Raw genomic sequence first — 26,971 nt, forward strand, 5'->3', positions numbered from 1 at the left:
ACGGGAAGCGGCGGCGAACGGCGCGTCGCCGAAAGTTCGAAATATTATATCGTTTCGTCCGCAGCCGGCCGCGGGGGCGGTCCCGGCCGGCATGGCGCCGGCCCGGCCGACCTCAGTGCGCCTGCTCCCAGTTCCGGCCCGCGCCCACTTCGGCCACCAGCGGCACGCGCAGCTCCGCCACGCCGCACATCAACCCGGGCAAGGCCTCGCGCACCGCCTCGACTTCGTCAGCGGGCGCCTCGAGCACGAGCTCGTCGTGCACCTGCATGATCATGCGGGTGCGCATTCCTTCGTCGTCGAGCCAGCGCTGTACCGCCACCATGGCCATCTTGATCAGGTCGGCCGCCGTGCCCTGCATGGGCGCGTTGATGGCGGCGCGCTCGGCGCCCTGGCGCCGCGGACCGGAGCCGGCCTTGATGTCGGGCAGCTGCAGGCGGCGGCCGAACACGGTTTCCACGTAGCCCTGCTGGCGAGCCAGCTGGCGGGTGCTTTCCATGTATTGCGCCACGCCTGGATAACGGGCGAAGTAGCGGTCGATGTAGGCCTGGGCGGCATCGCGCGTGATGCCCAGGTTCGAGGCCAGGCCGAACACCCCCATGCCGTAGATCAGGCCGAAGTTGATGGCCTTGGCGGCGCGCCGCTGTTCGCTGTTGACCTCGGCCAGCGGCACCCCGAAGACCTCCGCGGCGGTGGCGCGATGGATGTCCTCGCCGGCGGAGAAGGCGCGCTGCAGGTTGGCGTCGTCGGACACGTGCGCCATGATGCGCAGTTCGATCTGCGAATAGTCGGCCGACAGCAGCATGCCGTGCTCGGCCACGAAAGCCTCGCGCACCCGCCGGCCGGCTTCGGTGCGCACGGGAATGTTCTGCAGGTTGGGATCCGACGAGGCCAGGCGTCCGGTGATCACCGCGGCTTGCGAATAATGCGTATGCACCCGGCCGGTGTCGGCGTTGATCATGCGCGGCAGCTTGTCGGTATAGGTGGACTTGAGCTTGGACAGGCCGCGGTATTCCAGCAGCACCTGCGGCAAGGGATAGTCCTGCGCCAGCCGGCTCAGCACTTCCTCGTCGGTGGAGGGTGCGCCGCCGGCCGTCTTGCGCACCACCGGCAGCTGCATGCGCCCGAACAGGATCTCGCCCAGTTGCTTCGGCGAGTTCAGGTTGAAGGGCTGCCCGGCCAGCTCGTAGGCCCGCTGCTCCAGGGCCAGCATTTCCTGGCCCAGCTGGTGGCTCTGGCGGGCCAGCTCCGCGGCATCGACCTTGACGCCGTTGCGCTCGATGGTCACGAGCACGCCCGAGACCTGCATCTCCAGCGTGTAGATGCGTTCCAGCCCGGCCTCGGCGGCCACGCGCGGGCGCAGCGCCCGATGCAGCTGCAAGGTGAAATCGGCGTCCTCGCAGGCATAGTGGCCCGCCTTGTCGACGTCCACCTCGTCGAAGCCGATCTGCTTGGCGCCCTTGCCGCACAGTTGCTCGTAGGTGACGCCGCTGCGGCCCAGGTAGCGCTGCGCCAGGTCGTCCAGGCTCACCGCGCGGTGCGACTCCAGCACGTAGGCCTGCAGCATGGTGTCGTCGGTGATGCCGGACAGCCGGATGCCTTCGTTGGCGAACACGTGGGTGTCGTACTTGGCGTGGTGCAGCAGCTTGCAGCGGGAGGCGTCCTCCAGCCAGCCGCGCAGCCGCGCCAGCACTTCGTCCTTGGGCAGTTGCTCGGCCGCGTCGGGCCCCCGGTGCGCCAGGGGGATGTAGCGCGCCACGCCCGGCTCCACCGCCATCGAGATGCCGACCAGCCGCGCATGCATTTCCGACAGCGAGGTGGTCTCGGTGTCCAGCGCCACCAGCTCGGCGGACTGCAGGCGCTGCATCCATTCGTCGAATGCCGGCCAGGACGCGATCACCTGGTAATCGAGCTCGGCCGGCGCGCCCGGCGCTTCGGCCACCACGCGGGCGTCGCCCGCGGGAACGCGCTGCGCATCGCCGGTGAGCTCGCGCAGCCAGCTGCGAAAGCCGTAGTGGTCGTACAGCGCGATCAGGGCCTCGGTATCGGGCTGGCGCGGCGTGAGGTCATCGAGGCCGCGGATGTGCGCGCTGAGGTCGCAATCGCACTTCACGGTGAGCAGCTGGCGCGTGAGCGCGAAGTTGGGGATGGCCTCGCGCAGGTTGCTGCCCGCCACGCCCTTGATCGCGTCGGCGTGGGCCACCAGCGCCTCGATGGAGCCGTACTCGCCCAGCCATTTGGCGGCGGTCTTGGGCCCGACCTTGGTCACGCCGGGCACGTTGTCGACCGCATCGCCCACCAGCATCAGGTAATCGACGATGCGCGCCGGAGGAACGCCGAACTTGGCCTGCACGCCCGCTTCGTCCAGCGTTTCGCCGCTCATGGTGTTGACCAGCGTGACGTGCGGATCGACCAGCTGGGCGAGGTCCTTGTCGCCGGTGGAGACGATGGCGTGTATGCCCTGCTGCGCCGCCTGGCGCGCCAGGGTGCCGATGATATCGTCGGCCTCCACGCCCTCGATGCTGAGCACCGGCCAGCCCAGAGCGCGCACGGTCTGGTGGATGGGCTCGATCTGCGCGGCGAGGTCTTCGGGCATGGGGGGGCGATGCGACTTGTAGTCGGGATACAGGTCGTCGCGAAACGTCTTGCCACGCGCGTCGAAGATGCATGCGGCATACTCTGCCTTATGATCCGACACGAGCTTGCGCAGCATGTTCACCACGCCATAGAGGGCGCCGGTGGGTTCGCCCTGCGCATTGCGCAGATCCGGCATGGCATGGAAGGCGCGATACAGGTAGCTCGACCCATCTACCAGCAACAAGGTTTTTTTCATGGTTACAAAGGCAGCGCAGGAAACCCCGGCCAGCAAGCAAATTCCGGTGATTATCTCAGAGATAGCCACGGCGGCCGAAAAACTGGCCGGCATCGGCCCTGCCGTGAGCGTGTTCGGCAGCGCCCGCATCGCGCCCGACTCGCCCGACTACGCCACGAGCCGCGCCATCGGGGCCGGGCTGGCGCGGGCGGGCTTTGCCGTCATCGCGGGCGGGGGCCCGGGCGTCATGGAGGCGGCCAACCGCGGCGCCTATGAAGCCGGCGGAACCAGCGTGGGGCTCAACATCCGCCTGCCCAACGAAGCGCACAACAACGCCTACCAGACCATCAGCCTGTCGTTCGAGTACTTCTACTCGCGCAAGGCCACGTTCTTCATGCACAGCTTCGCCTACATCTCGCTGCCGGGCGGGTTCGGCACCATGGACGAGCTGTTCGAGGCGCTGACCCTCATCCAGACCGGCAAGGTGCCGCCGGCCCCCATCATCCTGGTGGGCCGCGACTACTGGACGGGCCTGGTGGAATGGATGGCCGGGCAGATGCAGGCCCGGGGCATGATAGGCCCGCTGGACCTGGACCTGTTCCTCATCGAAGACGACCCCGAGCGGGTCGTGCGGCATGTGGTGGAATTCCACAACCGCTTCCAGGACGACGCCGACTTCGTCCCCTCGCTGCCCGCCGACTGAATCCGGGCGCGCCGCAACGCGGCGCCAGCGCCTGCCGATGCGGGCCCCGCGCGCCCATGAGCCCCAAAAAGGTCGGAGCGCAAAAAAAACTCGTGCTGGCGCAAAGCCGGGACGGATGGCTCTGTGCCACCATCAGCTCCCTCCGCCATCTAGTTGGGAATCAGACTCATTCATGGAAGCGACCCGCCAGCCCCTGCGCCACATCCGGCGCCTCACGCCCCTGGTGGCGGCGCTTGCCGCCTGCCAAGGCGCCAGCGCCCAGACCGCCGCCGATTCGGCCGACCGCATCGAGGCCTCCACGCTCAGCGCCATCACCGTGACGGCGACAGGCTATGAGCAGTCGGTGGCCGACGCGCCGGCCAGCGTCACCGTGCTCACGCACGACGAGATCGCGAGCCGGCCCTATGCCAACCTGCAGGATGCGCTGAACGACATCGAGGGCGTCAGCGTGGTGGGCGCCAGCGCCAACAAGCAGGACATCTCCATCCGCGGCATGCCGGGCAAGTACACGCTGATCCTGGTCGACGGCGTGCGCCAGGGCACGCGCGAACTGCTCAACCGGGAAGAACTGGGCATGGTGCAGGGCAGCCAGATCCCGCCGCTGTCGGCCATCGAGCGCATCGAGGTGATCCGCGGCCCGATGTCCTCGCTGTACGGCTCGGACGCGCTGGGCGGCGTGGTCAACGTCATCACGCGCAAGGTGCCGGACAAATGGACCGGCAACGTCAATCTGGGCGCGGAACTGCAGCAGCACAGCGAGCTGGGCAACAGCCGCCAGGCCGACTTCTACCTTGCCGGCCCGATCGCAGACGAGCGCATCGGACTGCAGATCTTCGGCAAGGCGAACAACCATTCCGAAGCCGACGTACAGGACGGCTCGTACGGCATCCGCGACCGCGGCGTGACGGCCCGCCTGAACATCAGGCCCACGGCCAACCAGGACGTGGCCCTGGAGGCCGGCCAGGACGAATACAAGCGCTACGGCACCGTGGGCAAGTCGCTGGCCGACTCCGAAACCGGCGACTACCGCCTGAACACGCGCTATACGCATTTCCGCCTGGGCCATACCGGCCGCTGGGACTGGGGCACCACCGACGTGTCGCTGTCGCGCCAGATCGGCAAGACCAGCAACACCATCGCCGGCGACGACACCACCTCATACCCGGACACGCGCCTGAGCACCACCGTGCTCGACGCCAAGACCACCCTGCCCCTGTCGAACCACATTCTCACCCTGGGCGGGCAATACACCGACAGCCGCCTCACGGGCACGCGCAACGAGGCCGCCTCCACCGGCAGCATGAACACGGTGAGCAAACTGAGCGCCCGCACCTGGGCCCTCTTCGGCGAGGACGAATGGGCCCTCACCGACCAGCTGGCGCTCACCGGCGGCCTGCGCATGGACGACCACGAGCGCTACGGACAGCACTGGAGTCCGCGCGGCTACCTGGTGTATCACCTGAACGACAGCTGGTCGGTCAAGGGCGGCGTGGCGCGCGGCTTCCGCGCCCCCGAACTGCGCCAGTCGTCCGCCGACTACTACCAGGCCACTGGCGGCGCCGTCGGCGCGCCGCGCGGCACCATCGCAGGCAATCCCGACCTCGAGCCCGAGACCAGCACCAACATCGAACTGGGCCTGCACTATGCCGACCCCCAGGGCATGGAAGCCGGGATCACCTACTTCCACAACGATTTCAAGAACAAGATCTACAGCCAGTGCGTGTCCGGCTGCTCGGGCAGCTCCGGCGCCACGTACGAATGGGGCAACATCGGCCGGGCCACGCTGCAGGGCGTGGAGACCACGCTGAGCATCCCCCTCAGCGAAACCGTGGAGCTCAGCGGCAACTACACCTACACCTCGTCCAAGCGCAAGACCGACGACGAGACTGCGTACGACGGCTCGTCGCTCAAGGGCAAGCCGCTGGACCGCACGCCCCGCCACGTGCTGAACGTGCGCGCCGACTGGCAGGCCACGCCGGCGCTGTCGGTCTATGCCGCTGCCCATGTGCAGAGCGAGCAATACTGGGCCAATTACCGCAACGGCTCGACCACCACGCGCCGCCGGCCCGGCGCCACCACCTTCGACCTCGGCGCCAGCTACGAGCTCAACAGGAGCGTCACGCTGCGCCTGGCGATGCTCAACATCACCGACAAGCGCGTTCCGGTGGATTACCGGGGCCGCACCGATGGCCTGGAAGGCAACTGGCTGGTCGACGACGGACGACGCATTTGGCTGAATACCTCCGTCTCGTTCTGAGCGCCGCGGTTCCTGGCGCGGGGGCCGCGCCGCGTGGCGCGGGCCTGCCGCCGCAGCCGGCGGACCTGGCCGTCGGCGTGCCGACCGGGCAGGTCGACTGCTGGCATCTCGAGCGCGAGGGCGGCGCGCCTGCCGACGAGATCCTGGTCTACCGGCCCGCGGAGCCGGCGCCCCCGGCCGGCTATCCGGTGATCTGCATGCTGGATGGCAGGGCCGTGTTCGAGAGCCTGGCGCAGTACGCCCATGCGCGGCCCGCGCCACGCGCGCTGGTGGTGGGCCTGGGCTATGCCGGCCCGGACCGCTACCACGCCGGAGCCCGCTCCTACGACTACACCCCGCCCTCTCCCGGCGATGCGCAGCCGGCGGGCTCGCCGCGCGATCCGGCGGCGCGGGGCTGGGCCCTGCCTGGCGGCGGCGCCGACCGCTTCCTGGAGCGCCTGCAGGAACGCATCCTGCCCTTCATCGCGGGGCGCTATCCGATGGATCCCCACCGGCAGACCCTCTGGGGCCACTCCTACGGGGGCCTGTTCGCCCTGCACGTGGCGCTGACGGCGCCGGGTTCCTTCAGCCGCTACATGGCCGCCAGCCCCTCCCTGTGGTGGAACAGCCACTACCTGTTCGACGAGATTGCCCGCATTGCCGCCGGTGCGGCGGACTGCGCGGCGGACCTCACCATACTGAGCGAAACCCCGGCGCCGGCCGCCGGCCGTCCGGCGGCCCCGCACAGCCTCGATGCCGCCATCGAGCGCCTGGGCGCCATCCCCGGACTGCGCCTGACCGACGTGCGTTATCCGGGGCACAGCCACGGCCAGATGCTCACCATCGCGCTGGCGCATGCCCTCGGCCCGCAGCGGTGAAGCCGGCGCGCAAACCGCTCCCCTGAAAAGCAGGAACCCGGCCGCAGCCGGGTTCCTGTAGGCGAGCCGCTTACGCGTTTTCGCGCGCGGCGCGGCGGCGCTCGTGTTCCTGCAGGTGGCGCTTGCGCAGGCGGATCGACTTGGGCGTGATCTCGACCAGCTCGTCGTCGTCGATGAACTCCACGGCGTACTCCAGCGTGATCTGGATGGGCGGCACCAGGCGCACCGCCTCGTCCGTGCCCGAGGCCCGGACGTTGGTCAGCTGCTTGCCCTTGATGGGATTGACCACGAGGTCGTTGTCACGGCTGTGGATGCCGATGATCATGCCCTCGTACAGCGCCTCGCCGGGGCTGACGAACATGCGGCCGCGGTCCTGCAGCTTCCACAGGGCGTAGGCCACGGCATCGCCGTTGTCCTGGCTGATCAGCACGCCGTTGCGGCGCTCGCCGATGGAGCCTTCGCGCACGGGCGCGTACTCGTGGAAGGTATGGCTCATCAGGCCGGTGCCGCGCGTGAGCGTGAGGAACTCGTTCTGGAAACCGATCAGGCCGCGCGCCGGAATGATGTACTCCAGGCGCGTACGGCCGCGGCCGTCGGGCTGCATGTCCTGCAGGTCGCCCTTGCGGCGGCCCAGCTCTTCCATCACCCCGCCCTGGTGCGCGTCCTCGACGTCGACCGTGAGGGCCTCGAAGGGCTCGCACTTCACGCCGTCGATCTCCTTGAACACCACGCGCGGCCGCGACACGGCCAGCTCATAGCCTTCACGGCGCATGGTCTCGAGCAGGATGGTCAGGTGCAGCTCGCCCCGCCCCGCCACCTCGAACACGGTGTCGTCGCCGGTATCGCGCACGCGCAGCGCCACGTTCGACTTGAGCTCGCGCTCCAGGCGATCGCGCAGCTGGCGGCTGGTGACGAACTTGCCTTCCCGGCCGGCCAGCGGCGAGGTGTTGACCATGAAGTTCATGGTCAGGGTGGGCTCGTCGACACGCAGCATGGGCAGGCCCTCGGGCGTGTCGGTGGCCGTCACGGTGGTGCCGATGTTGAGGTCTTCGATGCCGTTGATGAGCACGATGTCGCCGGCCTGGGCCTCCTCGACCTGCTCGCGCTCCAGGCCCTGGAAGGTCAGCACCTGGTTGATGCGGCCGCGCCGCACGGCGCCGTCAGGGCCGTCGCGGAACGCCACGTCCATGCCGGGGCGCATGCGCCCGCGGTTGATCCGGCCGATGCCGATCTTGCCCACGTAGCTGTTGTAGTCGAGCGAGGTGATCTGCATCTGCAGCGGACCGTCGGGGTCGTCGTTGCGCTGGGGCACGTACTTCAGTATGGCCTCGAACAGCGGCCGCATGTCGCCCTCGCGCACGTCCTCGGTAAGGCCGGCATAGCCCGCCAGGCCCGAGGCATAGACCACCGGGAAATCCAGCTGCTCCTCGGTGGCGCCGAGCTTGTCGAACAGTTCGAAGGTGGCGTTGATGACGAAATCCGGACGCGCGCCGGGGCGGTCGATCTTGTTGACGACCACGATGGGCTTCAGGCCCAGCGCCAGCGCCTTGCGCGTCACGAAGATGGTCTGGGGCATGGGCCCCTCCACCGCGTCCACCAGCAGCAGCACGCCGTCCACCATGGACAGCACGCGCTCGACCTCGCCGCCGAAGTCGGCGTGTCCCGGGGTGTCGACGATGTTGATGTGCGTGCCCTCGTATTCCACGGCACAGTTCTTGGACAGGATGGTGATGCCGCGCTCTTTTTCCAGGTCGTTCGAGTCCATGACCCGTTCGACCATGGCCTGGTTCTCGCGGAAGGTGCCCGACTGGCGCAGCAGTTGGTCGACCAGGGTGGTCTTGCCATGGTCCACGTGGGCGATGATGGCGACGTTGCGCAGGGCGCGGGTCATAACGGAAATCCTCTCAGGTTCGGGCGGGCATCAGGCCCGCCGGCAATTCGTTCAGGTCAAGCAGGGCCTGCTTGGGATCGGACATCGCCTGCAGCGAGTCCAGCGTCGTGGCGCAGTCCAGCGAAAAAGGCCCGACGTGCGTGCGCCGCAGCGCCGCCAGGTGGGCATAACAGCCCAGCGCCCGCCCGATGTCCTGGGCGAGCGTACGTATGTAGGTGCCTTTGCTGCACGCCACGTCGATCTCGGCGCGCGAGCCCTCGCACCACAGCAGCTCGATCCGGTGGATGGTGATCTGCCGCGGCGCCCGCTCGAGCTCGATGCCCTGGCGGGCGTATTCGTACAGCGCCTTGCCGTCGCGCTTGAGCGCGGAGTACATCGGCGGCACCTGCTCGATGGTGCCCTGGAATCGTGACAGCACGTCGCGCAGCGCCGCCGCATCGATCTCGCACGGACCGTCGGCGCGTGCCACCACGTTGCCGGTGAGGTCGCCGCTGTCGGTCTCCTCGCCGAACTGCAGGGTGGCGCGATAGGCCTTGTCGGCATTGAGCATCGCGCCGGATATCTTGGTTGCCCGCCCCAGGCAGCACACCAGCAGGCCCGTGGCGAACGGGTCCAGCGTGCCGGTATGCCCGGCCTTGGCGGCATCCAGCGTGCGCCGCGCACGCTGCAAGGCGTGGTTGCTCGACAACCCCACGGGTTTGTCGAGCAGCAGCACACCGTCGAGCGCAAGCCCGCGTCTCTTGGCCATCGTCGCAATCCGGAAAAAAGTGACGAAGGCCGCTCAGGAGCGGTCGTCGGGCTCGTCGTCGGGTTCGGCCGCAGCCGGGCCGCCGCGGTTGGCGCGGTCGATCAGCGCCGACATCTCGATGCCGCGCTCGATCTGCGGATCATGATAGAAGCGCAGCGTCGGCACGGTATGGATGTGCAGCATCTTGTACAGCTGCGAGTGCAGCCAGCCGGCCTTCTCGTTGAGCACGGCGGCGGCCGCGTCGGGTTCGGCCCCGAGCACGGTGAAATACACCTTCGCGTGCGCGTAGTCGGGCGAGAGCTCGACGCCGGACAGCGTGATCAGCCCCGCGCGCGCGACGTCGATCTCGCGCTGGATCAGGCCGGCCAGATCCTTCTGGATCTGGTCGGCCAGCCGCAGGTTGCGGCCGGGGATGGATTTGGACTTGTGGCGGCTCATGGAATGGGTACTGCCTTGCACGCTTTACAGCGTACGTGCGACTTCCTTGATCTCGAAGACTTCCAGCTGGTCGCCCACCTGGATGTCGTTGTTGCCGCGCAGCGTGAGACCGCAGTCGAAGCCGGCCTTGACCTCCTTGACGTCGTCCTTGAAGCGGCGCAGCGAATCGAGCTGGCCAGTCCATTGGACCACATTGTTGCGCAGCAGGCGCACTTGCGCGTCGCGCTTGACCAGGCCGTCGAGCACCATGCAGCCGGCGATGTTGCCCACGCGGGACACGGTGAAGACTTCGCGGATCTCGACCAGGCCCACGATCTCTTCGCGCTTCTCCGGCGCCAGCATGCCCGACATGGCGGCCTTCACCTCGTCCACGGCGTCGTAGATGATGTTGTAGTAGCGCAGGTCGATGCCATTGGCCTCGGCCAGCTTCTTGGCGCTCTGGTCGGCACGGACGTTGAAGCCGATGACCACCGCGTTGGACGCGATGGCAAGGTTGACGTCGCTTTCCGAGATGCCGCCCACGGCGGCGTGGACCACCTGCACCCGCACCTCGTCGGTGGAGAGCTTGGTGAGCGAGGCCACCAGGGCTTCCTGGGAGCCCTGCACATCGGTCTTGACGATGAGCGGCAGAGTCTGGTGGGCGCCTTCGCCCATGTTCTCGAACATGGACTCGAGCTTGGCCGCCTGCTGGCGGGCCAGCTTGACGTCGCGGAACTTGCCCTGGCGGAACAGCGCGATCTCGCGCGCCTTGCGCTCGTCGGCCAGCACCATGAGCTCGTCGCCCGCGGCCGGGACCTCGGTGAGGCCCTGGATCTCCACGGGGATGGACGGACCGGCGTCCTGGATCTGCTTGCCGTTCTCGTCGAGCATGGCGCGCACGCGGCCATGGCTGGCGCCGGCCAGCACGATGTCGCCCCGATGCAGCGTGCCGCTCTGCACCAGGATGGTGGCAACCGGGCCCCGGCCCTTGTCGAGGCGGGCTTCGATGACCAGGCCCTTGGCCGGCGCATCGACCGCAGCCTTGAGCTCCAGCACTTCGGCCTGCAGCAGCACGTTCTCGAGCAGGTCGTCGATGCCCGCGCCGGTCTTGGCCGACACCGGCACGAACGGCACGTCGCCGCCGTATTCCTCAGGCACGACTTCCTCGGCGACCAGCTCCTGCTTGACCCGGTCGGGGTTGGCATCGGGCTTGTCGATCTTGTTGATCGCCACCACCAGGGGCACGTTGGCCGCCTTCGCATGGTGGATGGCCTCGCGGGTCTGCGGCATGACGCCGTCGTCGGCGGCCACCACCAGGATCACGATGTCGGTGGCCTGGGCGCCGCGCGCACGCATGGCGGTGAAGGCCTCGTGGCCCGGGGTGTCGAGGAAGGTGACCATGCCACGCTCGGTTTCCACGTGGTAGGCGCCGATGTGCTGCGTGATGCCGCCCGCCTCGCCGGCCGCCACCTTGGCGCGCCGGATGTAGTCGAGCAGCGAGGTCTTGCCGTGGTCGACGTGACCCATGACGGTGACCACCGGCGCGCGCGGCAGCTGTTCGGCCTCGGACACCGTGGCGGTTTCGTCGAGGAAGGCTTCCGGATCGTCCAGCTTGGCCGCGATGGCGACGTGGCCGAGCTCCTCGACCACGATCATGGCGGTTTCCTGGTCCAGGACCTGGTTGATGGTGACCATCTGGCCCAGCTTCATCAGCTGCTTGATGACCTCGGCGGCCTTGACCGACATCTTGTGGGCCAGGTCGGCCACGCTGATGGTCTCGGGTACGTGGATCTCGCGGGCGATGAACTCCTGGGCGGCGGGTTCGTTGCGGCGGTCGGCCTGCTGATTGCGGCCGCCCCGGCCGCTCTTGCCGCCCTTGCCGCCGGCGCGCCAGCCGTCGCGCGTGGGCGCGGAGGGCTTGTCGGCCGGCTTCTTGCGCGCGCTGTCGTCGGTCCAGGTGGAGGCCACCTCGGCCGTCTTGATGGTTTTCTTGGTGCCCGGCGCGCCCGGCTTGGCGTCTTTCTTGGGGGCTGCCGCGCCGGGCTTGCCGGCCGGCTTGTGCAGCGTGCCCGACAGGGCGTTGGCGGGCTGCGCCTCGGGCTCGGGAGCGCGCAGCACCTTGCGCGGACGGTTCAGCATCTCGCGCAGGGCGGCCGCCTCGGCCTCGGCGGCCCGGCGGGCTTCTTCACGGGCCTGGTCGGAGGCCGGCGCGGCCGCTGGGGCGGCGCGGCGTATCTCGCCGGGGCGCGCATTGCGGGCGGACGCCGGCTTGCCGGCCGGCGCCGCGGATTTGGCTTCGTTGGAGGACGGGATTTGCGCAACAGGCGCGGACGCCGGCGGAGTCAGTTCTTTCTGGGCTTGCACAACGGGTTCCGGCGCGGCCTTCTTTTCGGCCGTGGGCTCGGTAGCGGGTTCTTGCTGGGCGTCGGTTTTCTCGGCCGGCGTGTCGGCGGGCGCCTGTTCGGGCGCGGGCGTTTCTGCGGCAGGCTCGGCAGCGGCGACAGCAGGCGCCTCGGCCGGGTTCTGGGGTTGCGCAGGCGCTTCCTGCTCGGGCTCGGCCGGCGGCGTCGCCTCCACAACGGGCTCGGCGGGACGCTGCTCCGGGGCCTGCGCGGCAGGCGCCTCGGGCGCGGGCGCAGGGGAAGATGCAGCCACGTCGGCGGCCGGCGTGACGGGAGCCTCGACGGCGGGCGCGGCGGGCGCAGCCTCGAGCGGCGCCTGCGGCGCGTCTTCAGTGGGACGCGTGACGGCTTCGGCGGCCAGCTCGGCGGGATCGCGCTTCACGAAGACACGCTTCTTGCGCACCTCGACCTGGATGGTGCGCGAGCGCCCCGACGCATCGGCCTGGCGGATTTCCGAGGTCTGGCGCCGGGTCAGCGTGATCTTCTTGCCCTCGCTCGCGCCGTGGGCACGACGCAGCGATTCGAGCAATTTCGCCTTGTCGCTGTCGGTGACGGCATCGTCAACCGATTTGAGGTCAACGCCGGCCGCACGCAGCTGCTCCAGCAGTACGTTGGCAGGCATTTTCAGCTCGGTAGCGAACTGGGCGACGGTATTACTCGACATTAGGCTCTCTTCCCTATGCAGCGGTCTATCTCATTCCATGAATCCGAGGCAGCCCCGGCAGGCGCTCCGTTCCATGGCTATTCTTCGTCGAACCAGTGGGCCCGCGCGCGCATGATGAGCTCGCTGGCCTGCTGTTCGTCCAATCCGGCAACGCCGGCCAGCTCATCGGTGGCCAGCTCCGCCAGCTCGTCGCGGGTATGGACCCCGCGCTCGGCCAGCGCGGCTGCCAGCTCGGGGGTCATGCCCTCGAGCTCCAGCAGATCCTGGGCCGTCTCGATGCGCTCTTCCTGGGCGATGGCCTCCGTGAGCAACGCATTGCGCGCACGGGCGCGCAGTTCGTTGATCGTGTCTTCGTCCAGGGCTTCGATCTCCAGCAGCTCCTGCATCGGCACGTAGGCGATTTCCTCGATGCCGGTGAAGCCTTCGTCGATCAGGATGTCGGCGACTTCCTCGTCGACGTCGAGCTTGTTCATGAACGCCTGGCGCAACGCAGTGCGTTCGGCCTCCTGGCGGTTCAGGCTTTCTTCCGGCGTCATGATGTTGATCTGCCAGCCGGTGAGCTCGGAAGCCAGGCGGACGTTCTGCCCCCGGGCGCCGATGGCCTTGGGCAGGTTCTCCTCGTCGACCACGACGTCCATGGCGTGCTTGTCTTCGTCGACCACGATGGATTCGACGTTGGCCGGGGCCAGGGCGCCGATCACGAACTGGGCCGGATCCTCCGACCACAGCACGATGTCGACCTGTTCGCCGCCCAGCTCGTTGCGCACCGCGGTGACGCGCGAACCGCGCATGCCGACGCAGGTGCCGATGGGATCGATACGCTTATCGTAAGCGATCACGGCGATCTTTGCGCGCACGCCCGGATCGCGCGCAGCCGCCTTGATCTCGAGCAGGCCCTGCTCGATCTCGGGCACTTCGTTCTCGAAGAGCTGGCGGATGAACTCGGGCGAGGTGCGCGAGAGGATGACCTGCTGGCCGCGGGCGGCGTGGTCCACGCGCAACACGAAGGCGCGGATGCGGTCGCCGACGCGCAGGTTCTCCTTGGGAATCATCTCGGAGCGCGGCAGGCGGGCCTCGATCTTGCCCGTCTCGATGATCACATCGCCCTTGTCCATGCGCTTGATCGTGCCGGAGACGATGGTTTCACCGCGCTCGAGGAAGTCGTTGAGCACCTGCTCGCGCTCGGCGTCGCGGATCTTCTGCAGGATGGCCTGCTTGGCGGCCTGCGCGCCGATGCGGCCGAACTCGACCGGCTCGAGCGGCTCCTCGATGTAGTCGCCGACCTGGATGTCCGGGTCGATTTCGCGTGCATCCGACAGCAGCTCCTGCTTGTCGGGTTCCTGGAGGCCGGCTTCGTCGGGCACCACCTGCCACCGCCGGAAGCCTTCGTGGCTGCCGGTTTCGCGGTCGATGGAAACGCGGATCTCGGCGTCTTCCTTGAAGCGCTTTTTCATGGCCGAGGCCAACGCGCTCTCGAGCGCGCCGAATACAACGTCGCGCGTGACGTTCTTTTCACGCGCCAGAGCATCGACCAACAGAAGAATTTCGCGACTCATCGCTTTTTGCCCTTGAAATCCAGAACGGGATCCAGCTTGGCACGCTCGACGTCATCGAGCGTGAAGCGCAAGACCTGGATATCGTTCTTCTTTGCCTCAAATTCAAGACCGAACACGGGCCGGTCCGCCCCGGATGCCTGCGCGCCTTCCGGCGCATCCCCGACATCCTCGGGCGCCCGCAGCGTTCCCGAAAAAACCTTGCGCCCGTCCAGGGCCTCGCGCAGCTTGATCTCGATGCGTTCGCCCGCGAAACGGCGGAATTCCGCCTCGTTGCGCAATGGCCGATCCACGCCGGGAGACCCCACCTCGAGCCGCTTGTAGTCGATGTTCTCGACCTCATAGACCCGCGACAGATGCCGCGAGACCTGCTCGCAATCCTCGATGCGCACCCCGCCGACCTTGTCGATCGTGACGCGCAGGAGCCCCATGGCGGCACGCTCGACGTCGACGAGTTCGACGTCCATGCCGGCCAGCGCTTCTTCGGTCAATGCGAATAAATCTGCCATACACTCAAAAAAAATGGGCTGTATGCCCAGCCCACCGTGTCGCTCGAGACCCGGCGCAGGGCACATGAAACGCGCCGGATCCCGGCACGCCAAGCCAACTGCCACCGGGCTCGCGCCCCAAATGAATCTGGCGCCGTGCACACCATCCGCGCACCCGGAGCTCTTCCCCGGACGCACGCCGACACGCCGCGCCATGAAAACCAGTGATTTTACCAGATACTGGTGAAATTTTCCTGATACCTCACGGGTTTACGCACAGGGGCAGATTCACCGCCCGCCCCGTCCGCGGTTGCCGCCCAGGAATCCCAGGCGCGATTCATGCGCGGCAGCGCCCTGCGGCTGCCAGTCGTCCCCGCGCCCGCCCTGGCGACGCGCCTTGGGCTTGGCCGCTGCGGCCTTGGGCTTGGCCGCGGCCTTCTTGGCGGCGGGGTTGCCGTTTGCCGCACGCGGCACGCCATCCTTCTTGGGACGACGCCCCGCCGCCGGCTTGGACGCCCCGCCATTCGGCTTGGAAGCAGCCCCGCCGGGCGCGCCCGCAGCCGCACTCTTGCGGCCGGCGCCGGACGGCCGCGCCTTGCCGGCACCCTTGCCCTTGCCGCCCGGCTTGCCTGCGCCCGGCTTGCCCTTGGCATCCGCGCCCAGCGGATGACCGTTGGCATAGCCACCCGTGAACATCAGCCCGGTGCCGAACGGATCCGAGGGAAAGACCTGACCCGTGACCGCGGACGCGGGGCGACCGCCCTGCAGCTTTCCGCGGCGGCCCATGCGGGCGCCGTTCATGCCGTTGCGCTCGAGCGTGCCGAAGCCGGGAGGCAGGGCGTTCTCGTGGGATTCCGGCTGCTTCGAGCGACGCCGGCCGCCCTCTTCCGGATCGCGCAGCAGGCCCAGCTGCACCATCAGCGCCGAGACCAGGGTGCTGTCGACTTCTTCCCAGCGGCCGCGGCGCAGGTTGCGCGGCAGGACGATATCGCCGAAGCGCGTGCGGATCAGCCGGCTGACCGTGACGCCCACGGCCTCGAACATCCGCCGCACCTCGCGGTTGCGGCCTTCCTGCAGCGTCACGCGGTACCAGCGGTTGCTGCCTTCGCCACCGAGATAATCGAGCGCGCCGAACGCCGCCTTGCCGTCCTCGAGCTCTATGCCCTCGACCAGCGAACGCCGCTGGTCTTCGTCCATCTCGCCCAGGACGCGCACCGCGTACTCGCGCTCGGTACCGTAGCGCGGATGCATGATGCGATTGGCCATGTCTCCGGATGTGGTGAAGATCAGCAGCCCTTCCGTATTCAGGTCGAGACGCCCGACCGAAAGCCACTTGCCCGTGCGCAGCTTGGGCAGCCGCGCAAACACGCTGGCCCGCCCGCCGGGATCATCATGGCTGACGATCTCCCCGGCCGGCTTGTGATACAGGATGACGCGCGGCGGCTTCTTGGCATTGGGCCGCTGGATCGGCTTGCCATTGACCCGCACCTGGTCGTTGGGCCCCACGCGCTGGCCGATATGGGCCGGTTCGCCATTGACCGATACGCGGCCCGCCACGATGAGTTCTTCCATCTCGCGGCGCGAGCCGATGCCTGCGTCCGCCAGCACCTTGTGCAGCTTGGGCATGACCGCCTCGCTGTTCAGGTACTTGCCCAGCCGCTGCTCGGTGCGCTCGCCGGCCTCCAGATAGGCCAGGGCCTGCTCGGCCTCGCGCTCGGCCACCTTCGGGTCTTCATCGGGCAAGGGCGCCGCCTCATCCGCAGGCGCGGCCCCGGCCGCCGCGTCGCCGCGACGGCGCCGGAAAGGCGTGCGCAGCTTGCGGCCGCGAGGACGATTCTCGGTGGATTCGGCGGCATCAGCCCCTTCGGGGCGGGCAACAGCGGGTTCGGCGGCCTCGGCGGCCTGGCCTGCATGAGAAGTGTCTTCCTGCATCGTTGTATTCGTTGTCACTGAGACAGCTCCAGATATCAAACTTGGGACGGCCGGCGTCCGGCAGATTCCTCGTCCTCGCCAGGGCGGGAGGGAACCTCGGGACCCGGGTCGGGCGTGGGTTCGGGCGCCGGCGGAGTGACCCCCGGCTGCGGTTCGGCCGGAACGATCTCCGGTCCGGGTTCGGCCGGAACGATCTCCGGCCCGCGCTCCGGCGGCGCAATCTCGGGTTCGGACGCCGGCGGCGCGATCTCCGGCGTCGTGGACGGCGGCTCGACCTCACCGGGCCCGGGCGGCGGAACATGGTCGCCGGCCGCTACGGCGATGCCGGCAACGGGGACGCCCGCAGGAATGCCGTCGCCCGCCACGGCTTGCGCAATGCCATCCTGTGGCGCCTCGCCGGAGCCGGCGGCGTCGGCCGGGGAGGCTGCGCCCTCGGCAGCCTGGGCCGTCTCGGCGCCGCCCAGGTCCAGGCCTGCCAGCACGGCAGCGGCCTCGGTGGATTCCAGCGGCGGCAATTCATCCAGGGCCCGCAGCCCGAGGTCATCGAGGAACTGGCGCGTCGTGCCGAACAGGGCGGGACGCCCCGGGGCGTCACGGTGGCCGATGACTTCGATCCAGCCGCGGTCCTCCAGCGTCTTGACGATCTGCGACGAGACCGTGACGCCGCGTATGTCTTCGATGTCGCCCCGGGTGACCGGCTGGCGCCATGCAATGATGGCCAGCGTCTCGAGGACGGCGCGCGAATACTTGGGCGGCTTCTCGGGATTGAGCCGCTCGAGGTAGCGCTGCATCTGCGGCCGGCTCTGGAAACGCCAGCCCGAAGCCAGCTGCACCAGCTCCAGCCCGCGGCCGGCCCATTGTTCCTGCAGCCCCGAGAGCCAGCGCTGCAGCGCGGCGGAATCGAGCTCGGGATCCTCGCCGAACAGCTTGCGCAGCTCAGCCGGCGGCAGGGGTTGGGACGCGCACAGCAACGCGGTCTCCAGGACGAGTATTGCCTCGCTGTCGTTCATCTATGGTCGGGATTCCAGGTTACGCAAACTTGCGCAGAAGTCGAAAAAAGTCTATTATTTTTGATTCCAGACGCGGGGTGGAGCAGTCTGGCAGCTCGTCGGGCTCATAACCCGAAGGTCGTAGGTTCAAATCCTGCCCCCGCAACCAGGTTCTGCAAAACCCGATCTTGCAAAACCCGATCGTATAAAACCCCCCTGGCCCGTGCCGCGGGGGTTTTTGCTTTTGGGGCGCCGGCAACGCGGCGAGGAAACGCCGGGCGCGGCCAGGGGCGCGACCGGAACGCCGAGGCCAGGCACGTCCAGGACACCGGGCCTCGTTGTTTGCCAGGGGTGCAGCCGACGCGGATGCCGTTGCAGCGGCCAGCACTACGGCGCGGGCGGCGCGGGCGGCGGTGCCCTGCCCCGGTTCGGGCGTATACATGGACACGCTTGCATGCCGCGCGGCACTGCATGACGTACAGAACGTACTGGACAAACTGTTTCCCGTGTTGAAATTGCCGGAGGACCGGCATCAAGCCTTGCGCAGCCTATGCGCGCCCGTGCAGGCGAATGACGCAACCCCGGCCAGGCCCGAGCCACGCCGGAACACTGAACCGCCGCGTCGCCGGCCCAAGCCGTGAAAACAACGCAAGCCGCGAAACAGCGCCTGAAAGCCAAGCGCTTGCACGAGTTCCGGCCTGAAGGCCGGGCGATTCGTAGAATTATCTGGACGACACTGATCTGGACGACACTGCCGTTGCCCGGAGCCTGGGGCCGGCCAGGCCGCGAGGCCCGGACACGCAGCCCGAAGACGGTACCGGGTCACGGCACAACGCCCACCTGCAGGAGGACGTTTGAAACGCCGGTTTGGGAGTGAACCTGACGACGTCTGGTTTGCTGCCCGGCCGCCTGGGGCGACCGCCATGTTCGATCATGCCGGTTATGCCGCACGGCTTGCCTGCCGGCGCAGCACATTGCCTGCTGCATCGCCTGAGCGTGCCGACGCGTTTGGCTGACACATCTAGGCTGACACATCTGCCATGCACGCAGCCGACCGCGGGCATGAATGAAATTATACGCCCAATGCCTCGCGGTACAAAGCCGGCGTGCAATCAGGCCGAACACTGGCGCAGCGCCTGCCGGATGCCGGCCTGCGCTTCGTCGCGATCCGCCCCACGCAAGATGAACACCAATTGGGAGTCGCGCCGGTCGGTGGGCCATTCGGGCAGGGACTCGAGCGGATACAGCTGCTGGTGAACGCCATGTACGGCGCACGGCAGCGCCTCGCCCTCGAAGCAGATCAGGCCCTTGACCCGCAGCAGCGACTCGCCGTAACGCGACTGCAGCGTATCCATGCCGGCCAGGAACAAGCCGCGGCTGATGGGCGCCGAAAGCGTGACGCCGACCACGCACAGATCCGGATGCGGGACCGCGCTGCGACGGGTATAGGCTCCCAGCCAGTGCTGCACGTCGACGGCGCGTCGCGACGCCCCGCCGGCCAGCAGCGCAGCATCCGTGGGCTGGCCGGGATCCAGCACGAAGACGGGCGCTGCCGGATTCACCTGGAGCAGGCCCTGCCTGGCCTGCTCCAGCACCTGGGGGCTGCACAGGTCGGCCTTGCTCAGTGCCACCACGTCGGCCAGCGCGATCTGCTGCACCGCCTCGGGCTGCGACAGCAGTTGCCGGCCCACGTGCAGGGCATCGGCCACTGCGATGGTGCCCGCATAGCGGAAGCGCTCGGCCAGGAAGGGATCATGGCGCAACGTGAAGAGAATGGGCGCGGGGCTGGCCAGGCCGGAGGTTTCGACCAGCACATGGCCGAACGGGCGGATCTGCCGGCGCAGGGCCAGCATGAAGAGATCGCGCAGCGTCTCGACCAGGCTGCCGCTTGCGGCGCAACAGATGCAGCCGCTCTCGAGCAGCACGATGCGGTCGTCGCCCGCCCGCACCAGATGGTGATCGATCCCGATCTCGCCGAATTCATTGATGATGACCGCAGCATCCGCGTAGTCGGGCAGCCGCACCAGGCGATTGAGCAAGGTGGTCTTGCCGCTGCCCAGGAAGCCGGTGAGCACGGTGAGGGCGATGCGCTTGTCTGTCATGGAGGAGCCATCCGATGCCGCCACGCGTGCAGCGCAGCGCCGCGATCCCCGATCTCCGTGGCGGATCCGTCATTTTTTGAGTTGCAGCGGGTTGACACAACCAGGAGCGCGCCGCCATCTGCCTGCCAGCTGGGCAGCCCCCGCGGAGCGGCCATAGCCGAGCCGCCATAGTATTACAGCCACCGGCATTCCAGCCATCGGAAATGCTGCTGCACGCGGCCGGTGGCAGGGAAAGCACCAAAAGCCTGCGCCAAGAGCCAGTGCCAAAACCAAAAAGCCCGCTCACTGATGACGTGAGCGGGCTGAATTCTTGGCTCCCCGAGCTGGGCTCGAACCAGCGACCTGCGGATTAACAGTCCGTCGCTCTACCGACTGAGCTATCGGGGAAAAGCGAAGAAGTGAGATTATGCATGGTTTTCAGGCACCATGCAAATCCGCACCTCCCCTGCCTGCGCGGGCCGCGGGCTTGCCGCGGCCGGATGCCGTCAGGGCTGGATCGGCGGGAAGTAGGCCAGCGTCTGGCCCAGCGCCCACAGCAGGAACAGCACCAGCGGGATGTGGACGATCAGCTGCACGAAGGTGAAGCCGATCAGGTCGCGCGCCTTCAGGCCCAGCACGCCCAGCAGCGGCAGCATGTAGAAGGGATTGATCAGGTTGGGCAGCGCCTCGGCCGCGTTGTAGATCTGCACGGCCCAGCCCAGGTGGTAATGCAGTTCGTTGGCCACCTGCATCACATAGGGCGCCTCGATGATCCACTTGCCTCCGCCCGACGGGATGAAGAAGCCGAGCACGGCAGAGTACACGCCCATCAGCAGCGCGTAGGTATCGTGCGTGGCGATCTGCATGAAGAACGCGGAGATGTGGTGGGCGATGGTCTCGCCGCCCGAGCCCTGGACCTGCGTCATGATGGCCGCGATCGAGCCATACAGCGGGAACTGGATCAGCACCCCGGTCGTGGTGGGCACGGCGCGCGCCACGGCGTCGAGGAAGCTGCGCGGACGCCAGTGCAGCAGCGCGCCCAACATGATGAAGATCAGGTTGTAGGTGTTCAGGCCCGAGATCGCCAGGATGGCGGGCTTGGTCGAGAATTCCTGGATCAGCCAGCCGGCTGCCAGCGCCACCAGCACCAGGATCAGCAGGGGGCTGTGCTCGAGCCATTCGCCGGGACGCGTGGGTTTGGCCACGGGCGACGCGGTGAAGGCGGGATCGACGCCGCAATCCCTGGCATCGCGCGCAGACGCAGCACCGGGCGCCGTGACGTACGCGATGATCCAGGACACGATCACCAGGACCAGCAGCATCAGGCCCGACTGCCACAGGAAGATGGTTTCGGTGAACGGAATGACGCCCGTGATGGCCAGGATGGACGGGGGCAGGCTGGCCGGGTTGGCCTGCAGCTGCGCAGCCGACGAGGACAGGCCCAGCGCCCACACCGCGCCCAGGCCCAGGTAGGCCGCGGCGCCGGCGGCGCGATAGTCCATCTTCAAGTCGGTGCGGCGCGCCATGGCGCGCACCAGCAGGCCGCCGAACACCAGGCTCAGGCCCCAGTTCAGCAGCGAGGCCGTCATCGAGATCAGCGCCACCCAGCCCACGGCCGAACGGCCGTTCCTGGGCAGCATGGCCAGCCTGTCGATCAGCCTGGACGCGGGACCCGACGTGGCCACCACGTAGCCGCCGATGACCACGAAGGCCATCTGCATGGTGAAGGGAATCAGGCTCCAGAACCCGTCGCCGAATGCCTTGGCCGTGCTGGCGGGACTGGCGCCGATGGCGAGCGCCGCCACGGCGATGATCAGGACGCCAACCGTGGCGAAAACCCAGGAATCCGGAAACCAGCGCTCGGCCCAGGCCGCGCAACGCATGGCGAATCGCGCCGACCGACTTTCTTCCAATGATGCTGCCATATCCTCATGACCTCTGTTCTTTGATTCGATGGAATGCGCGCGCGGGCGCCCATGGCGCCCACGCGAGGCCCGGCGATGGTAGCGTGTAAATGTGAGGGCGTGGAGACCGCCAAGGGAAGAGGAAGACGATTCAGGACGACGCACAAGTCGAGCCGTCCCTGTTTGTATAGCCTGAAGATATCTGCTAATATTTTGGTCTTTGCCGCCGGCATAGCTCAGTTGGTAGAGCAGCGCATTCGTAATGCGAAGGTCGTAGGTTCGACTCCTATTGCCGGCACCACCCGATTCAAGCAAAAGGCCAGCTCCATGGAGCTGGCCTTTTCTTTTTCGGCTGACAAAAACCGATAAAAGGCCGCCAGGATCAGGATCAGGCGGCGTCGGGCTGGCGCTCCGGCGCGGCATCGGCGAAGGCGGGCAGCGCCAGGCAGGCGGCATCGATGCGCACCAGCGTGGGGAATGCCGAGAGGTCGCACTCGAAACGGCGGGCGTTGTAGATCTGGGGCACCAGGCACAGGTCTGCCAGCGTGGGCGCATCCCCATGGCAGTGGCGGCCGGTCTGCGCGTCGGCCGCGAGCATCTGCTCCAGGCTTTCCAGCCCCAGCATGACCCAGTGGCGATACCAGGCATTCTTCGCCTCCTCTTCCACCTTGAGCTCGTGCTTGAGGTACTTGAGCACCCGCAGATTGTTCAGCGGGTGGATGTCGCACGCGATGGCCTGCGCAATGGCGCGCACGCGGGCGCGCCCCGCCGGATCCGCCGGCAGCAGGGCCGGCTCGGGATGGGTTTCATCGAGGTATTCGATGATGGCCATGGACTGGCCCAGCGAGAGGTCGCCGTCGACCAGCGTGGGCACCAGGGCAGCCGGATTGACCCTGCGATAGTCGGGCGCGAGCTGTTGCCCGCCATCCTTGAGGAGGTGCACCGGCACGTACTCGTAGGGCAGGCCTTTCAGGTTGAGCGCGATGCGGACGCGGTAGGCGGCCGAGCTGCGGAAGTAGCTGTACAACTGCATGGTCTCTGTCTCTCCTCGGGGGGCCGGCCTTGCCGGCCGGTGGCGGATGGGAACGGCAATGGCGGGCGGCCGCAGCTGCGGCGCCTTCAGCCCTGCTGGGCGGCGTCGCTGGCCGTCTTGCGCGACAGCCCCTTGGGCAAGGGAAACGCCACGCTTTCTTCCAGCCCCGGCATGGTGCGCACGGACACGGCCCCCAGCGCCTTGACGCGCTCCACCACCTGCTGGACCAGCACCTCGGGCGCAGAGGCGCCGGCGGTGATGCCGATGCGCTGCCGCCCCTGCAGCCAGGCCGGATCGATGGCCGAGGCGCCGTCGACCAGGTAGGCCGGCACGCCCTTGCGCTCGGCCACCTCGCGCAGGCGGTTGGAGTTGGAGCTGTTGGTGCTGCCCACCACCAGGACCAGGTCGCACTCGGGCGCGAGCAGCTTGACCGCGTCCTGGCGGTTCTGCGTGGCGTAGCAGATGTCGCTCTTCTTGGGCTCGACGATGGAAGGGAAGCGCGCCTTCAAGGCGCCCGCCACCGCGGCCGCGTCGTCCACCGACAGCGTGGTCTGGGTGACGTAGGCGAGATTGTCGGGATCGGTGACTTCCAGCGCCGCCACGTCCTCGACGGTTTCCACCAGGTACATGCCGCCTTCGGCCTGGCCCAGGGTGCCTTCCACCTCGGGGTGGCCCTTGTGGCCGATCATGACGATCTCGCGCCCGGCCGCGCGCATGCGCGCCACCTCGACGTGCACCTTGGTGACGAGCGGACACGTGGCGTCGAAGACCTGCAGGCCGCGCGCCTGGGCTTCGGCGCGCACGGCCTTGGGCACGCCATGGGCCGAGAACACCACGATGGCGCCGGCCGGCGCTTCGTGGAGTTCGTCGATGAAGATGGCGCCCTGCTCGCGCAGGTTGGTGACCACGTAGCGGTTGTGCACGATCTCGTGGCGCACATAGATGGGAGCGCCGTGGATCTCGAGGGCGCGCTCGACGATCTCGATGGCGCGGTCCACGCCCGCGCAGAAGCCGCGCGGCTGGGCGAGCACGACCTCTGCGCCGGGTGCGGTGGCGGCCTGGCTCATCAGAGCACCCCCAGGATGGCGACGTCGACCCGCAGCGCCGTGCCGGCCAGCGGGTGGTTGAAGTCGAACAGCGCCCAGTCGTCGTTGATTTCCTTCAGCACGCCGGAATAGCGGCCGCCGTTGGGCGCGGTGAATTCGACCAGGTCGCCCGGGTCGAAGGTGGCATCGCTGCCCGCATGCTCGGCCAGCATGGCGCGCGTGACGCGCTGGATGAGCTCGGGGTTGCGGTCGCCGTAGGCATCGGCGGGAGCCAGCGTGACGCTGAAGCGCTCGCCTTCGGCATGGCCGAGCAGCGCCGCTTCCAGCCCGGGGGCCCACTGGCCCGCCCCCATCTGCAGCGTGGCCGGACGGCCATCGAAGGTATCGGCGAACACCGACCCCTCGGCCGGGCCGGAGGCCAGCACGATGCGGTAGTGCAGGGTCAGGTAGGAGTCCGGACGGACCGGAACATTCACTTCGGGAGTTGGGGCGCTCAAGATCTGCCACCGTAGAGGACGTCGTAAAACCCGATTTTAGAGCCTTCCCATGAAGCTGTCCGAAAGCGTGCCGGAACACGAGCGCCCGCGCGAACGCCTGATGCGCCACGGCGCGGCTTCGCTGCAGGATTCCGAACTGCTGGCGGTGGCGCTGCGCACCGGCACCCGTGGCCAGAATGCCGTCGAGCTCGGCCGCACCCTGATGACACGGTTCGGCGGGCTGCGCGGCCTGTTCGCGGCCGATCCTCAGGTCCTGCGGTCCGTGCCCGGGCTGGGCGCGGCCAAGGCCTGCTCGCTGGCCGCCGTGCTGGAGCTCGCGCGGCGCGCCATCGAAGAAGACATGATCCAGCGCGAAACCCTCGCCCAGGCCGACAGCGTCAAGGCCTATTGCCGCACGGCGCTGTCGCACCGCACGGTGGAGCACTGCCTGGCCCTGTACCTGGACAACCGCCTCAACCTCATCGCCACGGGGGAACTGGCGCGCGGCACGCTCGCCCAGGCCTCGGTCTACCCGCGCGAAGTCGTGCGCGAGGCGCTGCGCCATCACGCGGCGGCCCTGATCCTGGCCCACAACCACCCTTCCGGGCTGGCCCAGGCCAGCGAGGCCGACCGCGAGCTCACCCGCCGCCTCAAGGCAGCCCTGGCCCTGGTCGACATCCGGCTGCTCGACCACATCATCGTGGCCGGCGGACGCGTGCTGTCGATGGCCGAGCTCGGCCTGATGTAGTGTCGCGCGCAACCGACACCACGGCCGCGGGAATTCACCTAGACTGTTTTCCCATGAAGCGTCTCTGGGACATCTCCCCGCCGGTATCGGAAGCCTCGCCCGTGTTCCCGGGCGACACGCCATACCGCCAGCAATGGAAATGGTCGCTGGCGCCCGGCTGCCCCGTCAACGTGAGCGAGATCACGCTGTCGCCGCACGTGGGTGCGCATGCCGACGCGCCGCTGCACTACCGCAACGGCGCGCCGGCGGTGGGCGCGCTGGCGCTGGAACCCTATCTGGGGCCATGCCGCGTGATCCATGCCATCGATTGCGGCCCGCTGATCCAGCCGGAGCACCTGCGCCACGCCGCGGACGGCCTGCCGCCCCGCGTGCTGGTGCGCACCGCCAGGCACGCGGCGCTCGAATGGTGGACCGACGACTTTTCCGCTTACGCGCCCCATACGATCGAATGGCTGGCCGACCGCGGAGTGATGCTGATCGGCCTGGACACGCCCAGCATCGATCCCGCGTCCAGCAAGACCCTGGACAGCCACCACGTCATCCTGCGGCGGGACCTGCGGGTGCTCGAGAACCTGCTGCTCGACGACGTGCCCGAGGGGGACTACGAGCTCATCGCCCTGCCCCTGGCGCTGGCCCAGGCAGACGCCAGCCCGGTGCGCGCCATCCTGCGCGCGCTGGACTGACCTCCACAACCCGGAATAGCGAGACACACCATGCAAGACCGCAACGCCTGCCTGGCGCTGGACGCCCGCGACCCGCTGGCTGCGCTGCGCGACCAGTTCCTGCTCAACGACGGCGAGATCTACCTCGACGGCAATTCGCTGGGCATGCTGCCGCGCGCCACGCCGCAACGGGTGCGGCAAGTGGTCGAGGAGGAATGGGGCCGCGACCTGATCCGCAGCTGGAACACCGCCGGCTGGATCGACATGCCCCAGCGCCTGGGCAACAAGATTGCGCGCCTGGTCGGCGCAGGGGAGGACGAGCTGGTCGTGGCCGACTCCACCTCGGTGAACCTGTACAAGGTGCTGGCCGCCGCGCTGGAGATGGTGCGCGCCGACGCCCCGGAGCGCACCCGCATCGTCAGCGAACGCAGCAACTTCCCCACCGACCTCTACATAGCGGAGGGCCTGGCGCGCCAGTACGGCATGACGCTGGAACTGGTGGAGCCCGACGGGATCGAGGCGGCCTGCGACGAGCGGCTGGCGGTGCTGATGCTCACGCACGTCAACTATCGCACCGGCCGCATGCACGACATGGCGGCGCTGACCCGCACGGCGCACCAGGCCGGCGCCATCGCCATCTGGGACCTGGCCCATTCGGCCGGCGCCGTGCCGGTGGACCTGAGCGGCGCGCAGGCCGACTTTGCGGTCGGCTGCGGCTACAAGTACCTGAACGGCGGGCCCGGTGCGCCCGCCTTCGTGTGGGCCAATCCGGCCCATGCCGGCCGTTCCCGGCAGCCGCTGTCGGGCTGGATGGGCCACGCCGCGCCGTTCCAGTTCACCACCGGCTATACGCCCGCCGCCGGCATCGCCAGCTACCTGTGCGGCACGCCGCCGCTGATTTCGCTGGCCGCCCTGGAATGCGGCGTCGACACGGTGCTGGCAGCCGAGCCGCTGGGCGGGATGGCGGCGCTGCGCGCGAAGTCCGTGGCGCTGACGTCCCTGTTCATCGAGCTGGTGGAAACGCGCTGCGCCGGACACGGCCTGGCCCTCGTCAGCCCCCGCGAGCCCGCCCTGCGCGGCAGCCAGGTATGTTTCGCCCGCGACGAAGGCGCCTACGCCATCGTGCAGGCCCTGATCGCCCGCGGGGTGGTGGGCGATTTCCGCGCCCCCGACGTGCTGCGCTTCGGCTTCACGCCCCTGTACATGCGCTACGTCGACGTCTGGGACGCCGTGGAGCAGCTGGCGCAGGTGCTGGAACGCGGCGAATGGCGCGAGGCACGCTTCCAGCGCCAGGCGGCGGTGACCTGAGGA

The 26,971-nt window shown here is 68.4% G+C and carries 20 protein-coding genes and 3 tRNA genes; 8 read left to right on the top strand and 15 right to left on the bottom strand.

Annotated elements, in window-relative coordinates; translation table 11 throughout:
* Positions 1 to 112: 112 nt before the first annotated feature.
* Positions 113 to 2,830: a DNA polymerase I gene (polA, locus tag ACYBYQ_RS13300; RefSeq protein WP_459614654.1), complete on the bottom strand. Its 2,718-nt coding sequence runs from the start codon at positions 2,828 to 2,830 to the stop codon at positions 113 to 115.
* Between polA and ACYBYQ_RS13305 the strand changes: the two genes are divergently transcribed.
* The 3 genes from ACYBYQ_RS13305 to ACYBYQ_RS13315 all read left to right on the top strand — a co-directional run bounded on the left by ACYBYQ_RS13305 (position 2,829) and on the right by ACYBYQ_RS13315 (position 6,626).
* A complete protein-coding gene (locus ACYBYQ_RS13305) occupies positions 2,829 to 3,512 on the top strand; it encodes an LOG family protein (protein ID WP_459614655.1) in 684 nt (227 codons plus the stop codon). The two genes, polA and ACYBYQ_RS13305, sit on opposite strands and share 2 nt — an antisense overlap.
* Before the next feature lie 172 nt (positions 3,513 to 3,684).
* A complete protein-coding gene (locus ACYBYQ_RS13310; RefSeq protein WP_459614656.1) occupies positions 3,685 to 5,769 on the top strand; it encodes a TonB-dependent receptor domain-containing protein in 2,085 nt (694 codons plus the stop codon).
* Positions 5,742 to 6,626: an alpha/beta hydrolase gene (locus tag ACYBYQ_RS13315; protein ID WP_459614657.1), complete on the top strand. Its 885-nt coding sequence runs from the start codon at positions 5,742 to 5,744 to the stop codon at positions 6,624 to 6,626. Before ACYBYQ_RS13310 ends, ACYBYQ_RS13315 begins: the two co-directional genes overlap by 28 nt.
* A 70-nt stretch (positions 6,627 to 6,696) precedes the next feature.
* On the opposite strand, the gene typA is transcribed toward ACYBYQ_RS13315, so the two are convergent.
* From typA to scpB, 8 genes are all read right to left on the bottom strand, one after another.
* Positions 6,697 to 8,517, bottom strand: coding sequence for a translational GTPase TypA (gene typA / locus ACYBYQ_RS13320; protein ID WP_459614658.1), 1,821 nt, complete (start codon positions 8,515 to 8,517; stop codon positions 6,697 to 6,699).
* A 13-nt stretch (positions 8,518 to 8,530) separates the two neighbouring features.
* A complete protein-coding gene (gene truB, locus ACYBYQ_RS13325) occupies positions 8,531 to 9,265 on the bottom strand; it encodes a tRNA pseudouridine(55) synthase TruB (protein WP_459614659.1) in 735 nt (244 codons plus the stop codon).
* 33 nt (positions 9,266 to 9,298) lie between these two features.
* Positions 9,299 to 9,703 carry a 30S ribosome-binding factor RbfA gene (rbfA, locus tag ACYBYQ_RS13330; RefSeq protein WP_459614660.1) on the bottom strand — a complete coding sequence of 135 codons (405 nt, stop codon included), beginning with the start codon at positions 9,701 to 9,703 and terminating at the stop codon, positions 9,299 to 9,301.
* 24 nt (positions 9,704 to 9,727) lie between these two features.
* The gene (gene infB / locus ACYBYQ_RS13335) at positions 9,728 to 12,748 is read right to left on the bottom strand and encodes a translation initiation factor IF-2 (protein ID WP_459614661.1); all 3,021 of its coding nucleotides are present in this window, start codon (positions 12,746 to 12,748) and stop codon (positions 9,728 to 9,730) included.
* Positions 12,749 to 12,825: 77 nt separating this feature from the next.
* Positions 12,826 to 14,304, bottom strand: a complete 1,479-nt coding sequence (nusA, locus tag ACYBYQ_RS13340; RefSeq protein ID WP_459614662.1) for a transcription termination factor NusA — start codon at positions 14,302 to 14,304, stop codon at positions 12,826 to 12,828.
* Positions 14,301 to 14,810, bottom strand: a complete 510-nt coding sequence (gene rimP, locus ACYBYQ_RS13345; RefSeq protein WP_459618785.1) for a ribosome maturation factor RimP — start codon at positions 14,808 to 14,810, stop codon at positions 14,301 to 14,303. Before rimP ends, nusA begins: the two co-directional genes overlap by 4 nt.
* Positions 14,811 to 15,077: 267 nt before the next feature.
* Positions 15,078 to 16,721 (bottom strand): 23S rRNA pseudouridine(2605) synthase RluB, encoded by a 1,644-nt coding sequence (gene rluB, locus ACYBYQ_RS13350; protein ID WP_459614663.1) that lies wholly within the window; start codon positions 16,719 to 16,721, stop codon positions 15,078 to 15,080.
* A gap of 35 nt (positions 16,722 to 16,756) precedes the next feature.
* Positions 16,757 to 17,731 (bottom strand): SMC-Scp complex subunit ScpB, encoded by a 975-nt coding sequence (scpB, locus tag ACYBYQ_RS13355; protein ID WP_459614664.1) that lies wholly within the window; start codon positions 17,729 to 17,731, stop codon positions 16,757 to 16,759.
* Between the two features lie 71 nt (positions 17,732 to 17,802).
* Between scpB and ACYBYQ_RS13360 the strand changes: the two genes are divergently transcribed.
* Positions 17,803 to 17,879: transfer RNA gene (locus tag ACYBYQ_RS13360), tRNA-Met, on the top strand.
* Between the two features lie 943 nt (positions 17,880 to 18,822).
* Here the strand turns inward: ACYBYQ_RS13360 and ACYBYQ_RS13365 are convergent.
* The 3 genes from ACYBYQ_RS13365 to ACYBYQ_RS13375 form a co-directional block, all read right to left on the bottom strand.
* Positions 18,823 to 19,812 (bottom strand): CobW family GTP-binding protein, encoded by a 990-nt coding sequence (locus ACYBYQ_RS13365; RefSeq protein WP_459614665.1) that lies wholly within the window; start codon positions 19,810 to 19,812, stop codon positions 18,823 to 18,825.
* Between the two features lie 311 nt (positions 19,813 to 20,123).
* Positions 20,124 to 20,199, bottom strand: a tRNA-Asn gene (locus ACYBYQ_RS13370).
* 98 nt (positions 20,200 to 20,297) lie between these two features.
* Entirely contained in the window at positions 20,298 to 21,716 is a 1,419-nt protein-coding gene (locus ACYBYQ_RS13375; protein WP_459614666.1) for a short-chain fatty acid transporter, read from the bottom strand.
* Positions 21,717 to 21,920: 204 nt separating this feature from the next.
* On the opposite strand from ACYBYQ_RS13375, the gene ACYBYQ_RS13380 reads away from it, so the two are divergent.
* Positions 21,921 to 21,996 (top strand) — tRNA-Thr (locus tag ACYBYQ_RS13380).
* Positions 21,997 to 22,083: 87 nt separating this feature from the next.
* Here the strand turns inward: ACYBYQ_RS13380 and maiA are convergent.
* From maiA to ACYBYQ_RS13395, 3 genes are all read right to left on the bottom strand, one after another.
* Positions 22,084 to 22,728, bottom strand: a complete 645-nt coding sequence (maiA, locus tag ACYBYQ_RS13385) for a maleylacetoacetate isomerase (protein ID WP_459614667.1) — start codon at positions 22,726 to 22,728, stop codon at positions 22,084 to 22,086.
* 86 nt (positions 22,729 to 22,814) lie between these two features.
* Positions 22,815 to 23,795: a 4-hydroxy-3-methylbut-2-enyl diphosphate reductase gene (gene ispH, locus ACYBYQ_RS13390; protein ID WP_459614668.1), complete on the bottom strand. Its 981-nt coding sequence runs from the start codon at positions 23,793 to 23,795 to the stop codon at positions 22,815 to 22,817.
* Positions 23,795 to 24,271 carry an FKBP-type peptidyl-prolyl cis-trans isomerase gene (locus ACYBYQ_RS13395; RefSeq protein WP_459614669.1) on the bottom strand — a complete coding sequence of 159 codons (477 nt, stop codon included), beginning with the start codon at positions 24,269 to 24,271 and terminating at the stop codon, positions 23,795 to 23,797. The genes ispH and ACYBYQ_RS13395 overlap by 1 nt, the downstream gene beginning before the upstream one ends.
* A gap of 49 nt (positions 24,272 to 24,320) precedes the next feature.
* Between ACYBYQ_RS13395 and radC the strand changes: the two genes are divergently transcribed.
* The 3 genes from radC to kynU are packed head-to-tail and all read left to right on the top strand — an operon-like array spanning position 24,321 to position 26,968.
* Positions 24,321 to 24,998 (top strand): RadC family protein, encoded by a 678-nt coding sequence (gene radC, locus ACYBYQ_RS13400; protein WP_459614670.1) that lies wholly within the window; start codon positions 24,321 to 24,323, stop codon positions 24,996 to 24,998.
* A 53-nt stretch (positions 24,999 to 25,051) separates the two neighbouring features.
* Positions 25,052 to 25,681 carry an arylformamidase gene (gene kynB / locus ACYBYQ_RS13405; protein WP_459614671.1) on the top strand — a complete coding sequence of 210 codons (630 nt, stop codon included), beginning with the start codon at positions 25,052 to 25,054 and terminating at the stop codon, positions 25,679 to 25,681.
* 30 nt (positions 25,682 to 25,711) lie between these two features.
* Positions 25,712 to 26,968, top strand: coding sequence for a kynureninase (gene kynU, locus ACYBYQ_RS13410; RefSeq protein ID WP_459614672.1), 1,257 nt, complete (start codon positions 25,712 to 25,714; stop codon positions 26,966 to 26,968).
* The last annotated feature ends 3 nt before the right edge of the window (positions 26,969 to 26,971 follow it).

The organism is Bordetella sp. 2513F2 (assembly GCF_054642735.1).